10 protein-coding genes are annotated in these 12,430 nt (G+C 62.9%); 7 read left to right on the forward strand and 3 right to left on the reverse strand.

Annotation, left to right across the window (positions count from 1 at the left end; translation table 11 throughout):
* Positions 1-46: 46 nt before the first annotated feature.
* Entirely contained in the window at positions 47-985 is a 939-nt protein-coding gene (locus PQR02_RS02770; RefSeq protein WP_408225073.1) for an SMP-30/gluconolactonase/LRE family protein, read from the reverse strand.
* A gap of 238 nt (positions 986-1,223) precedes the next feature.
* Between PQR02_RS02770 and PQR02_RS02775 the strand changes: the two genes are divergently transcribed.
* The 4 genes from PQR02_RS02775 to PQR02_RS02790 all read left to right on the forward strand — a co-directional run bounded on the left by PQR02_RS02775 (position 1,224) and on the right by PQR02_RS02790 (position 6,833).
* The gene (locus tag PQR02_RS02775) at positions 1,224-2,771 is read left to right on the forward strand and encodes a UxaA family hydrolase (protein ID WP_408225076.1); all 1,548 of its coding nucleotides are present in this window, start codon (positions 1,224-1,226) and stop codon (positions 2,769-2,771) included.
* 101 nt (positions 2,772-2,872) lie between these two features.
* Complete coding sequence (locus tag PQR02_RS02780) at positions 2,873-4,180, forward strand: MFS transporter (protein ID WP_408225079.1); 1,308 nt, start codon at positions 2,873-2,875, stop codon at positions 4,178-4,180.
* A gap of 73 nt (positions 4,181-4,253) precedes the next feature.
* Positions 4,254-5,546 (forward strand): MFS transporter, encoded by a 1,293-nt coding sequence (locus PQR02_RS02785; RefSeq protein ID WP_408225082.1) that lies wholly within the window; start codon positions 4,254-4,256, stop codon positions 5,544-5,546.
* 120 nt (positions 5,547-5,666) lie between these two features.
* Positions 5,667-6,833 (forward strand): mandelate racemase/muconate lactonizing enzyme family protein, encoded by a 1,167-nt coding sequence (locus PQR02_RS02790; protein WP_408225085.1) that lies wholly within the window; start codon positions 5,667-5,669, stop codon positions 6,831-6,833.
* Between the two features lie 70 nt (positions 6,834-6,903).
* Here the strand turns inward: PQR02_RS02790 and PQR02_RS02795 are convergent, their stop codons facing one another.
* Positions 6,904-7,833, reverse strand: a complete 930-nt coding sequence (locus tag PQR02_RS02795) for a dihydrodipicolinate synthase family protein (RefSeq protein WP_408225088.1) — start codon at positions 7,831-7,833, stop codon at positions 6,904-6,906.
* Positions 7,834-7,874: 41 nt separating this feature from the next.
* The gene (locus PQR02_RS02800) at positions 7,875-8,873 is read right to left on the reverse strand and encodes a 2-hydroxyacid dehydrogenase (RefSeq protein ID WP_408225091.1); all 999 of its coding nucleotides are present in this window, start codon (positions 8,871-8,873) and stop codon (positions 7,875-7,877) included.
* Between the two features lie 161 nt (positions 8,874-9,034).
* Between PQR02_RS02800 and PQR02_RS02805 the strand changes: the two genes are divergently transcribed.
* Genes PQR02_RS02805 through PQR02_RS02815 form a run of 3 tightly spaced genes read left to right on the forward strand, consistent with a single transcriptional unit; the run spans position 9,035 to position 12,409 of the window.
* The gene (locus PQR02_RS02805; protein ID WP_408225094.1) at positions 9,035-10,774 is read left to right on the forward strand and encodes an IlvD/Edd family dehydratase; all 1,740 of its coding nucleotides are present in this window, start codon (positions 9,035-9,037) and stop codon (positions 10,772-10,774) included.
* Positions 10,775-10,826: 52 nt separating this feature from the next.
* Complete coding sequence (locus PQR02_RS02810) at positions 10,827-11,570, forward strand: GntR family transcriptional regulator (RefSeq protein ID WP_408225097.1); 744 nt, start codon at positions 10,827-10,829, stop codon at positions 11,568-11,570.
* 32 nt (positions 11,571-11,602) lie between these two features.
* Positions 11,603-12,409, forward strand: a complete 807-nt coding sequence (locus tag PQR02_RS02815; protein WP_408225100.1) for an NAD-dependent epimerase/dehydratase family protein — start codon at positions 11,603-11,605, stop codon at positions 12,407-12,409.
* Positions 12,410-12,430 lie beyond the last annotated feature (21 nt).

Here is a 12,430-nt window from a genome sequence, read left to right on the forward strand (position 1 = left end):
CACCGGCGTATGCCGTTGGCCGGGATTCGTTTCGCGGAGAAAAGGGTTATCCACCCAGCGCGCCCTGGGTGTTGACGTGCACCGCATAGATGGACTGCGACGACGCCATGAACAGCCGGTTGCGCGCGCGTCCGCCAAAACACAGATTCGCGCAGCGCTCGGGCAGGGCGATCCGGCCAATCAATTTTCCTTGGGGCGAGATCACCATGACGCCATCGAGTTCGTCATTGCCCATGCCCCAGCCGCACCACAGATTGCCGTCGACGTCCGCGCGCATTCCGTCGATCGTGCCGGCCCCCGCGTCGTAGAACATCCGGCCTTTGCCGATGCCGCGGCCGTCCGCGTCCATTTCATAGACGTGAATCATCCGGTTGGGGACCCCGCGCGATTCGATGATGTAGAGCAGCTTCTCGTCGGGGGAAAAGCACAGGCCGTTCGGGCCTTTCAGCTCGCGCGTGACCACGGACGCTTCGCCCGTCACGCCGTCGATCCGATAGACGGAGTGCGGGAGTTCCTGCTCCGCCTTGATGCCTTCGTAGTGCCCGGAAATGCCCATCGGCGGATCGGTGAACCAGATAGAGCCGTCCGACTTCACGACCAGATCGTTGGGGGAATTAAGCGGCTTGCCTTCAAACGAATCGAGCAGGACCGTGATGCTGCCGTCGTACTCGGTGCGTGTGACGCGGCGGCCGTGCTCGCACGTCACGAGCCGCCCCTGCCTGTCGCGGGTGTTGCCGTTCGCATAGTTGGAAGGTTTGCGGAACACGCTGACCACGCCCGTTTCCTCCTCCCATTTCAGCATCTGGTTGTTGGGAATGTCGCTCCAGAGCAGGTAGCGTCCATCGCCGAACCACACCGGACCTTCGGTCCACCGGTAGCCGGTAGCCAGCCGCTCGACAGCCGAAAAGGCCACGCGGTATTTATCGAAGGAAGGGTCTAGCGAAATCACCCGGGGGTCGGGGTATCGCTCAGCTTGTTGCCACATCTCAATCTCCTGTTCGGGTGCCCGGCATCTCCGCCCTTTGCGGCGGCACGACCGGAAGTATAAATGGAAATGAGTAAGCGCTTTCTCTTGAACTCGCGATCGAAGTACCATAAGATGCCTGAAATTCTTGAGTTTAGAGCAGCGGCGCATTGATGGTGGTGGTTATGTAAGAAAGCGATTACTCTGTTTCGCACCTTTTTGACCGGCCGGCGCAAAATTTTTAGAAGGGCAATGCCTGATGACTGAGACGACGAGCAAGAACGTAACCGGGCCGGTGATCCGGTTGCATCCCGCTGACAATGTGGTGATCGCCCGCCTCGACGTCGCCATCGGTACGCCGGTTCCGGCCGAAGATTTTGTTTGCCGCAGCCAGGTGGCCGCGGGTTATAAGATCGCGGCGACGCCCATCAAAAAGGGCGAGGCCGTTCGCAAATACAACGTGGTGATCGGTTTCGCCGCGGCGGATATCGCGCCAGGCACGATGGTCCATAGCCATAACGTCGAGTTCCGCGAGTTCGACCGGGACTACGCATTCGGCGCGGACTACCGGCCCGTCGAGATGGTGCCCGAAGCCGGGCGTGCCACCTTCCAGGGCATCGTGCGAGAGAACGGCGAGGTTGCTACGCGCAACTACATCGGCGTGCTGTCGACAGTCAATTGTTCGGCCACCGTTGCACACAGGATTGCCGAATGGTTCACGCCGGAACGGCTGGCGGATTACCCGAACGTGGACGGTGTGGTCGCATTTACGCACTCGATCGGTTGCGGCATGGAAATGAGCGGTGAACCGATGGCGCTGCTGCGCCGGACGATGGCGGGTTATGCGCGCCATCCCAATCTCGCCGCGGCGCTGATTGTCGGGCTGGGATGCGAGCGTAACCAGCTGGCCGGACTGATGGATCAGGAAGGTCTGCAAGCCGATTCGCGGCTGCACACGTTCATCATGCAGGAGAACGGCGGTACTCGCCGGACCATCGAGGCCGGCGTGGCCGCGGTCCAGGCGCTGTTGCCCGATGCCAATCGCGTGAAGCGCACGACGGTTTCCGCCAGCCACCTGAAGATCGGTCTGCAATGCGGCGGCTCGGACGGCTTTTCATCGATCACCGCCAATCCTTCGCTTGGCGCGGCAATGGACTTGCTGGTCCGTCATGGCGGCACGGCCATCCTCTCCGAAACACCGGAAATTTACGGCGTGGAACATACGCTGACGCGGCGTGCGGTCAGCCGCGAAGTCGGCGAAAAGCTGGTTGAGCGGGTCCGCTGGTGGAAAGACGAGTATTCGGTCGGCCGGGACGTGCAGATCAATGGCCAGGTCAGCCCCGGCAATCAGGTGGGCGGGCTGGCGAACATCTTCGAAAAGTCGATTGGATCGGCGATGAAAGGCGGCACCGGTCCGCTGATGGAAGTGTATCGATACGCCGAGCTGGTGAAGCAGCCTGGACTCGTTTTCATGGACACGCCCGGTTTCGATCCCGTCTCCGCGACGGGTCAGATTGCAGGCGGCGCAAATCTGATTGCGTTCACCACAGGGCGCGGTTCGATGTTCGGCGCGAAGCCCGTGCCGTCGCTGAAGCTCGCCACCAACACGCCGATGTACAGCCGTCTGACCGAAGACATGGATCTGAACTGCGGCGGAATCCTGGATGGCACTGCGTCGATTCAGAGCACGGGCCGAAAAATCTTCGACGCTATTCTAGCAGCCGCGTCGGGCGAGCGCACAAAAAGCGAAATGCTCGGGCTAGGTGATCACGAATTCGTCCCGTGGCAGATCGGCATCATGAGTTGAGTCCGCAGTGGCTCAGCGTGTCGCGAGGGCGAACGGCCATTTACACCCATAAGAAAACCGCCGCCCTGCAGCCAGTCAAATCAAATAGCGGAGACAGCCCCTTGAGTACCCAGAACCCGGCAATACAAATACCTGACAGCGCGGCAAGCAACTCCCTCTATGCGCGAGTGACCTGGCGCTTCATGCCCTTGCTGTTCGTCTGCTACGTGGTGGCGTATCTGGACCGGGTCAACGTGGGCTTCGCCAAGCTCCAGATGCTCAGCGATCTGAACTTCAGCGAGGCGATGTACGGCTTCGGCGCCGGCATCTTTTTCATCGGGTATTTCTTCTTCGAGGTGCCGAGCAACCTGCTGCTGCACCGGCTCGGCGCGCGCCGCTGGATCGCCCGGATCATGCTCACCTGGGCCGTGCTCTCGGCCGCGACCGCGTGGGTCACGACGCCCACGATGTTCTACATATTGCGTTTCTTTCTGGGCGTAGCCGAAGCGGGCTTTTTCCCGGGGTTGGTGCTGTATCTCACCTACTGGTATCCGTCGCACCGGCGCGGCAAGATGATCGCTTTCCTGATGGCGGGCAACCCGGTGGCCGGCATTGTCGGCGGCCCGATATCGGGCTTCATCATGCAGCGCCTGGCGGGGAACGCGGGGCTTGCCGGCTGGCAGTGGCTGTTCATTCTGGAAGCCGTCCCGGCTCTGATCTTGGGCGCCGTCATTTTCTGGTTCCTCGACGACCGGGTGAAGGACGCAAAGTGGCTGTCGGTCGAGGAGCGCGACTTCATTGCATCGGAAATCGATGCGGAAGCACGCACCAAAAGCCACGGTTCCGTGCGCCAGGTCTTCACGTCGCTTAAAGTCTGGACCTTGTGCGCGATTCTCTTCGGTATCGTGATGGGCTCCTATGCCGTTGGCTTCTGGCAGCCGACCATCATCAAGAGTTCCGGCATTACGGACGCCTTCACCATCGGCCTGCTCACCGTGGTGCCTTATCTTGCCGCCTTGATTCTGATGATTGTGGTCGGCCGCCACGCCGATCGCACGCGGGAACGCCGCTGGCACGTCGTGTTGCCGCAATGCATGGCGGCGGTGGGTTTCGTGACGTGCGCCTACGCGGGCAACAATACGTATCTCGCGTTGCTGGGTCTCACGCTGGCGGCGTCGGGCGTGATTACAGCCTTACCCATGTTCTGGGCCTTGCCCACGTCCTTTCTCGGCGGCACGGGTGCGGCCGCCGGCATTGCCTTGATCAACTCGACGGGCAATCTCGCAGGGTTCGTCAGCCCCGCGCTGGTGGGATGGCTAAAGACGGTCACGCATTCACTTGATTCGAGCCTGTTCCTGATCGCGGGGTGTCTGATCATCTCCGCCTGTCTCATCTTGACGCAGCTTCCGGCCAGGCTTGTCAACAAGTAGTTCCGCCATGGCACTCGATAGAAGTGCCAGATAATAACTTTCGGTATCCTCAATTACATGGATTAGAGACAACATGAAGACTGGCAAGTATCGCTATGTCGTTGCCTTGCTGCTGTTTATCGCGGGCGCGATCAATTACATGGACCGCGCGGCGCTCGGCGTCGTCGCACCTGTCCTCAACAAGGAGCTGAGTCTTTCACCATCGCAGCTCGGCGTGGTGTTCAGCAGTTTCTTCTTCGGCTATTCCATCTTCGCATTCGTCGGCGGGCAACTCGCCGACAAGTACGGACCGCGCAGGGTCTTTTCCTGGGCGATGGGGACGTGGTCCATTCTCTGCGGGTTGACTGCGGCCGCGACCGGATTCGGCACGCTGCTGTTCTTCCGGGCGCTGTTCGGCTTCGGCGAAGGTCCCATGAATTCGACGACCAACCGGACCATCACCAACTGGTTTCCCCGGCATGAAACCGCGACCATGGTCGGCTTTACGTTTTCGGGCCAGACGGTAGGCAGCGCGATCGCCGGGCCGGTGGTCGGACTGATTGCGATTGCCTACGGCTGGCGCACGTCGTTTGTGATCATCGCGGCGTTCGGGCTGGCGTGGATCGTCGCGTGGCGTATCTTCGCGACCGACAAGCCGGCGCAAAACGCGTGGGTCGGCGAGGCCGAGCGCGAGATGGTCGAAGCGAGCCGCAACGCGGCACATCCGGCGGAAAGCGGCGACGAAACGACGCCGCTGCGCAGCTACCTGTTTCGTCCGAGCACGCTCGCGCTCGGCGTCGGCCTGTTCGCGGTGAACTACACGCTGTTCGTGTTCATCTCGTGGATGCCGAGTTATTTCACCAACGCGCTGCATCTGGACATGAAGCACATGAGCATTCTGAGCGCGGTGCCATGGGCATGCGGCGGGATCGGCTACTTCGGCGGGGGCCTCGTCGCCGACGCGTATTTCAAGCGCGCGAGCAACAAACTGCAGGCGCGCAAGGTCTCGGCGATCGTGCCGCTCGCGCTGTCGGGTCTCGCCCTGCTGGGCGTCAGCATGGTCGATTCCGTGACGCCCGCAGTGCTGCTTGTCGCGTTCGCCGTACTGTTCCTGACGGCTTCGTCGCAAGCGTGCTGGGCCATCATGCACGAGCTCGTGCCGGGCAGGCATCTTGGGGGCGTCAGCGGCTTTGTTCACCTGATGAGCAACATCTCGGGCATCGTCGGGCCGACCATGATGGGTTTGGCGGTCCAGTACCTGGGCGGTTACAGCAGCGGCTTCATGCTCGGCGCGGCGGTCGATCTGGTCGGGGTGCTGGCCATGCTGCTGGTCATCGGCCGGCGCGCAGCAGGCGAGACAGTCGGGACGAACACCACCGCTGCATAAGCGGGCGCCCCCGCCGTGCAAGCGGTCAGGGCGGCGCAGGCGGACTCACCCGCCTGCAACCGTGCGCGCGGCCGCACGATCGGTCCCGCGAGCATCGTTATCTTTTTCGAGTCTACTGCCATGAAACACGTCATCGCTGAACCCGAGCAAGCCGACTATCAGACACGTGCGCGGATCGTTTCGGTGGAGGCGCGCACCATCCGCGTGCCACTCGACCGCCACACCGCGTTCTCGACCCGTCTCGTCACGGCCCGCGACTACACGGTCGTGCGCGTCAGGACGGCCGATGACCACTACGGCATCGGCTTTTGCTACAGCGGCAACCGCGCCGGCATGCTGGTCACGTATGCCGTGCGCGAATTGTTTGCGCCGCTGTTGCGCGGGCGCTGCGCGCTCGATGTCGAAGGCTCGTGGTGCGCGATGTACGACGAGTCATTGCTGCAGGGGCGCGCGGGCTCGGTCATGCGGGCGCTGTCCATCATCGACATCGCCCTGTGGGACCGCAACGCGCGCGCGGCGGGCCTGCCCTTGAGCCGTTATCTCGGCGGCACCTGCAGCACCACTGTGCCGGCCTATGCCAGCGGAGGTTACTACCTGGAAGGCAAGACGCCCGAGCATCTCGGCGAGGAGATGGCGGGCTACGTGGCGCTGGGGTTTCGGGCCGTGAAGATGAAGGTAGGGCGGCTCGATCCCCGCAGCGAGGAAGCGCGGATCAGGGCGGCGCGAGAGGCGATCGGCGACGACGTGCTGCTGATGCTCGATGCCAACAACGCCTGGTCCGACGTGCCGACCGCGCTCGAATACATGCGCCGATACGAGCCGTTCAATCCGTACTGGATCGAAGAGCCCTTCAGTCCGGATGACATCGAAAGCCATGCGCAACTGAGCCGCCGCACGCCGGTGACCGTTGCGACCGGTGAGATCGAAGCGGGGCGCTGGCGGCATCAGGCGCTGCTCGACAAGCGCGCGGCCATGATCCTTCAGTCGGACGCTGCGGTGTGCGGCGGGATCAGCGAATGGCGACGGATTGCGGCGTCGGCCGCGGCCGTGGGGGTAACGATGTGCCCGCACTGGTTCCACGATCTGCACGTGCATCTGGTGGCATCGACGCCCAATGCGCGCTACGTCGAATTTTTTCCTGACGACCAGGTGCTGAATTTCCGCCGGCTAGTGGATACGCAGCTGTCGTTCGCAGACGGCAAGCTGACCGTGCCGACGCGTCCAGGCCTCGGGTTCGACTTCGATGAAGCCGCGCTGAACGAATACGCGCTGGACGATTGGGCGTGACGCCGAAGCAATGATTAGCTGGAAACACCCGCCGGTTGCGCATGCAACCGGCGGGTGTTTCCGCATGTCATCAGGCGGTGACTTCGACCCCCGGCATCGAGAAGCCGATTTCGCGGAGTGCGGTGGCGAGCGCATCGCATTGCGCCGGCGTCAGATCGACGAGAGGAGGACGTACGACGCCCCAGTCAGGGTCGTTCGAATACACGCCGATCGCTGCCTTGAGCGCGGGGATCATCGGGAACCTGGCGAACACCGCACGCGTGGCATCCAGTGCTGCCTGACGGGCATCGGCGTCGGCCGCTTGCCACTGACGATACAGCTGCACGATAGCCGCCGGATTGACGTTTCCGGTTGCCGTGATACAGCCGACGCCGCCCGCGCGCATGGTGGCCAGCAGGAAGTTTTCACTGCCTGCGAACACATCGAAGCCCTGCGGCTGGAAGCGCTCGAGCATGGCCTGGGTGTTGCTCCAGTCGCCCGAACTGTCCTTCACGCCGGCGATCACGCCCGGGAAAGCAGCGAGCAGCCGCTCGATGAGCGCGAGGCTTAGCGGCACCTGCGACACGGGCGGGATGTGATACAGATAGATTCGCAGTGCGTCGGAGCCCACGCGTTCGATGATCTGCGCGTAGCTGCGGAACAAGCCTTCGTCGGTGACGCCCTTGTAGTAGAACGGCGGCAGCATCAGCACATGGTTCACCCCTAGCGAAAGCGCATGGCGTGTCAGTTCGACTGTGTCGGTGAGTGCCGAGCAGCCGGTGCCCGGCATCAGGCGATCGAGCGGAATGTCTGCATCGACCAACGTTTCGAGCAGTTTCATTTTCTCGCTGGCCGCGAGGGAATTCGCTTCCGAATTGGTGCCGAACACAGCGAGGCCGACGTCCTGTTCGATCAGCCATCGGCAATGACGGACATAGCGGTCGTTATCGGGGAGAAGGTCTCTTGTGAACGGCGTGACCACGGGCGAGTAGACGCCGCGGGGCCGGTTGACTGAAGTCATCGCGTGTTCCTTGTGCTTGAGGTGAGAGTGTTTCGCGCCATTCAGCCGGCGATCTGTTGCGCAGACGAGCGGGCCTGGAGCGCTTCAGGATTGACGCAGGTCGACGAGAGCTGGCCGTCGAACGCATCGATGAGATTGCGTACCGCGCGCATGGCCATGTTCTCGCGCGTCTGTTGTGTAGCGGAGCCGATATGCGGCACCGCTACCACGTTCGGTAACTGGAGCAGCGGCGAGTCCGGCGACAGCGGTTCGCGTTCGAACACATCGAGACCGGCGCCGAGAATGCGGCCTTCGCGGAGATGCGCGATGAGGGCGGCTTCGTCGACGACCTGTCCGCGAGCACAGTTGATGAGAATGGCCGACTGCTTCATGGCCCCGAGCTCGGCGCTGCCGATCAGGCGCTCGGTGGCGGGCGATAGCGGCACCAGCACGCAGACGAAGTCCGCAGTCGCGAGCAGTTCGGGAAGCGGCCGCCATTGCGCGCCGTAGCGCTCCTCTGCTTCGGGGTTGCGGGAGCGATTGGAATAGATCACGTTCATGCCGAAGCCGAGGGCGGCGCGCCTGGCGACCGCGTTGCCAATGCGCCCCAGCCCGACGATGCCCAGCGTTTTGTGATGCACGTCGACACCGAATTGCGCCTCGCCGATCGTGCGTGTCCACTGGCCGCGCCGCGTCCAGTCGGCGAGTTCGGAAATGCGCCGGGCGGTTGCGAGGATCAGACTGAACACGAGGTCGGCGGTGGTTTCGGTGACTTCTTCCGGCGTGTTCGTCAGAACGATGCCGCGGCGCGAGAGTTCGGGGACATCGAACGCATCGAAGCCGGCCGAAATGGTGGAGGCCACCTCGAGCAAGGGCGCGGCGTCGAGGATCTCAGGCGTGATCTTGAGATTGTTGCCGACCATTCCATGAGCCGTGCCCAGCGCGCGCCTGAACGGCGCGAGGTCGCCGGAGGAAACGTCGACCAGTTCGACGCAACAGTGCTCACGAAGTAGCCCCAGCACGGCAGGAGGCAACGAACGATAGGCCACGACATGCTTCATGAAAACCTCGGCGGAATGCTGTTACAGAGTGGATGGGTGCGATTGGACGCGACAAAAGCGATTGGACGCGACAAAAAAGAATCGCTTGCGGACAGACTATAAGTATCGGTAACATTCCCGTCAAGATTATTGATAATCGCATCGAAGATCCAGGAGCAACAATGAGCGAGAAGAAAAGCGGCTTGCGGCAGGGCCTGACGAACTACGGCGACGAGGGTTTCTCGCTTTTTCTGCGCAAGGCGTTCATCAAGGGCGCGGGCTATACCGACGACGCGCTGTCCCGTCCCATCGTGGCGATCGCGAACACGGGGAGTGCCTACAACCCGTGCCACGGCAACGCGCCGCAGCTGATCGAGGCGGTCAAGCGCGGCGTGATGCTGGCTGGCGGCCTGCCTGTCGAATTCCCGACGATTTCGATTGCCGAGAGCTTTTCGCATCCGACCAGCATGTACCTGCGCAACCTGATGTCGATGGACACGGAGGAGATGATCCGGGCCCAGCCGATGGATGCGGTGGTGCTGATCGGCGGCTGCGACAAAACCGTCCCGGCCCAGTTGATGGGTGCGGCGGCGGCCGGTGTGCCGGCCATTCAACTGGTGACGGGTGCCATGCTCACGGGCTCGCATCGCGGTGAACGGGTTGGGGCATGTACGGACTGCCGTCGTTTCTGGGCGAGTTTCCGTGGCGACCAGATCGGCGAAGCCGAGATCGAAGCGGTCAACAATCAGCTCGTCGCAACGGTCGGCACCTGTTCGGTGATGGGCACGGCCAGCACGATGGCCTGCATCGCGGAAGCCTTGGGCATCATGCTGCCGGGTGGCGCGTCTGCGCCCGCCGTAACCGCCGATCGCATCCGCATTGCGGAGCGCACCGGCGCGCAGGCCGTGGCGATGATCGGCCGGGATCTGAGTCCGGCGGCGATCCTGACGCCCAAGGCGTTCGAAAACGCGTTGCGGGTGCTGCTCGCAATCGGCGGCTCGACCAACGGCATCATTCACCTCACGGCCATCGCGGGCCGGCTCGGGATTCGCATCGACCTCGAACAGCTCGACCGGATGGCGCGCGAAACGCCGGTGCTCGTCGATTTGAAGCCGTCCGGACAGCACTACATGGAAGACCTGCATCGCGCCGGAGGCTTGACCACGGTCATGCGCGAGATAAAAGGGCTGCTGCATCTCGACGCGCTCACGGTGACCGGCCGCACGCTCGGCGAGGAGCTGGATGCCGCCCCGGCGAGCTTCGCGCAGGAAGTCGTCCGCCCGTTTGACCGCCCGATCTTTCCACAAGGCGGTATTGCGGTGCTGCGCGGCAATCTCGCGCCGGGCGGCGCGATCATCAAGCAGTCAGCGGCAAGCGCCAGCCTGATGGAGCACGAAGGACGCGCCGTCGTCTTCGAGGACGCGGAGGATCTCGCGCGCCGTATCGACGATCCGGAACTGGACGTGGAAGCGCACGACGTTCTCGTGCTCAAGCGGATCGGTCCGGTCGGTGCACCCGGAATGCCGGAAGCGGGCTACATTCCGATTCCGCGCAAGCTCGGCCGCCTGGGTGTGAAGGACATGGTGCGCATTTCGGATGGCCGCATGAGCGGCACGGCGTCCGGTACGGTGGTCCTGCACGTCACGCCCGAAGCGGCTATCGGCGGTCCCCTCGCGATCGTACAAACGGGTGACCGGATTCGCCTGAGCGTGGCGGAACGGTCTATCGAACTTGCCCTCAGCGACGAGGAAATCGCGGCGCGTCTTGCCGCGTTGCCGGCGCGCCAGGCCGATCCCGACGAGCGTGGTTATCGCAAGCTGTTCCTGACGACGATCACTCAGGCCGACGAGGGCTGCGACTTCGACTTTCTGCAAGCCGCGCGCATGACCGCGACCGTTCCCGGCAACGGAAACAAGGGTTAAGGTCATATTTTCGTATAGGCTCGCGGCTTAGATCTTTTTGCGGACCCCTGTGATGAGCAACGCTGCCAAGCCCAAACGCGCCGATGCACCCACTGCGAAGACGGTCGAACGCGACCGTAATATCGACGAGACGCTGCGTAGCGTCTCGGATGAGCTCGAGGAGCAGATCGTCCTGGGCGTTCTGCATCCGCGCGAACGGCTCGTGGAAGACGATCTGTGCGAGCGTTTCAACCTGAAGCGCCACGTCGCGCGTCTGGTGCTGGCGGAAGTGGAGCGGCGCGGCCTGGTGGAGCGCCGCAAGAATGTGGGCGCGCTGGTCAAGTCGTTCACGCCGCGCGAGGTCACGGAACTGTATGCGCTACGCGAACTGCTAGAGGCAGATGCGGCGAGGCGCATCGTTTTTCCGGTCAGCAGCGAGGCGCTCGATGCGTTGACGGCCATTCAGGCGGAGCACGACGAAGCAGCCATCGCCGGCGATCTGCGGCGCGTGTTCCGCGCGAACATGACTTTTCACCATGCGTTCTTTGCGTTGTCGGAAAGCCAGGTTCTGACCGAGGCGATTCGCGAGTATGAACGCCGCACGCATGCGATCCGTTCGGTATCGATCGTGTTTCCTCAGTATCTGGAGAAGGCGCGCGCCGAGCATCACCAGATGATCGAGGCGCTCCGAACCGGCGACCGGGAATCGTTGATCAGGTTATGCCGCGAGCACTTGGTGCCATCGCGCGATGCGTATCTTGAAGCGCACCATCGCCGTTCGGCCGGCTACGCCGTACAGAAAGGCGCAACCGGCTAACCGTATTCACCTGAATCACAGAGAGGGTATCAATGACTCGAGTACTGATTACCGGCGCGGCCGGTCACATTGGCCGTGTGCTCCGCGCCGGTTTCCAAGGCCATTATGCGCTGCGCCTCGCCGATATTGCGCCGCAGGCGCCGGCGCAGGCAGGCGAGGAAATCGTCACCGCGGATATCACGCGGCTCGACGATCTTCTGCCGGCCATGGAGGGTGTCGATGTCGTCGTGCATCTCGCGGGCGTACCTGACGAGGATCGCTGGGAGCGCATCCGCGATATGAACATCGAGGGTTGCTACAACGTGTTCGAAGCGGCGCGGCAAGCGGGCGTCAAGCGCGTGGTGTTCGCGAGTTCGAACCACGCGGTCGGTTTTCATCGTCGCGACCGGATGATCGACAACACCGTCGAGCCGCGCCCTGATAGCCGCTACGGCATCTCGAAGGTGTTCGGCGAGGCGCTTGGCCGGATGTACGCCGACAAGCACGGCATGTCGGTTGCGTGCATCCGGATCGGCTCGTTCCGCCCGGACGACCGGCCAACCGCGCCGCGCCACCTCTTCACATGGATCAGCCATCGCGACATGGTGCAGGTGGCGCGCCGCTGTATCGACTATCCGGACTTTCACTTCGCGGTCGTGTATGGCGTGTCCAATAACGCGCGCAATCGCTGGGATAACGCCAACGTGCGCTATCTCGGGTTCGCGCCGGAAGATGATGCCGAACTGCACGCGGCTGAGATCGCGGCAACGGGCAAGGCGGAAGATGCGCGTGAAGCGCTGTTTCATGGCGGCTTCGGCTGCCTTGTCGAATTCGACGGTGATCCGCGCCGGATCGATTGAGTGTGGCGGCCGTCGTCGGAA

It is taken from the genome of Paraburkholderia sediminicola (genome assembly GCF_046026895.1).
GTDB lineage: Bacteria > Pseudomonadota > Gammaproteobacteria > Burkholderiales > Burkholderiaceae > Paraburkholderia > Paraburkholderia sediminicola_C.

Bases quoted from the DNA above. Each gene is read 5' to 3' on its own strand.
- PQR02_RS02770 (WP_408225073.1), bottom strand. From the start codon at position 985: ATGTGGCAACAAGCTGAGCGATACCCCGACCCCCGGGTGATTTCGCTA.
- PQR02_RS02775 (WP_408225076.1), top strand. From the start codon at position 1,224: ATGACTGAGACGACGAGCAAGAACGTAACCGGGCCGGTGATCCGGTTG.
- PQR02_RS02785 (WP_408225082.1), top strand. From the start codon at position 4,254: ATGAAGACTGGCAAGTATCGCTATGTCGTTGCCTTGCTGCTGTTTATC.
- PQR02_RS02790 (WP_408225085.1), top strand. From the start codon at position 5,667: ATGAAACACGTCATCGCTGAACCCGAGCAAGCCGACTATCAGACACGT.
- PQR02_RS02795 (WP_408225088.1), bottom strand. From the start codon at position 7,833: ATGACTTCAGTCAACCGGCCCCGCGGCGTCTACTCGCCCGTGGTCACG.
- PQR02_RS02800 (WP_408225091.1), bottom strand. From the start codon at position 8,873: ATGAAGCATGTCGTGGCCTATCGTTCGTTGCCTCCTGCCGTGCTGGGG.
- PQR02_RS02805 (WP_408225094.1), top strand. From the start codon at position 9,035: ATGAGCGAGAAGAAAAGCGGCTTGCGGCAGGGCCTGACGAACTACGGC.
- PQR02_RS02810 (WP_408225097.1), top strand. From the start codon at position 10,827: ATGAGCAACGCTGCCAAGCCCAAACGCGCCGATGCACCCACTGCGAAG.
- PQR02_RS02815 (WP_408225100.1), top strand. From the start codon at position 11,603: ATGACTCGAGTACTGATTACCGGCGCGGCCGGTCACATTGGCCGTGTG.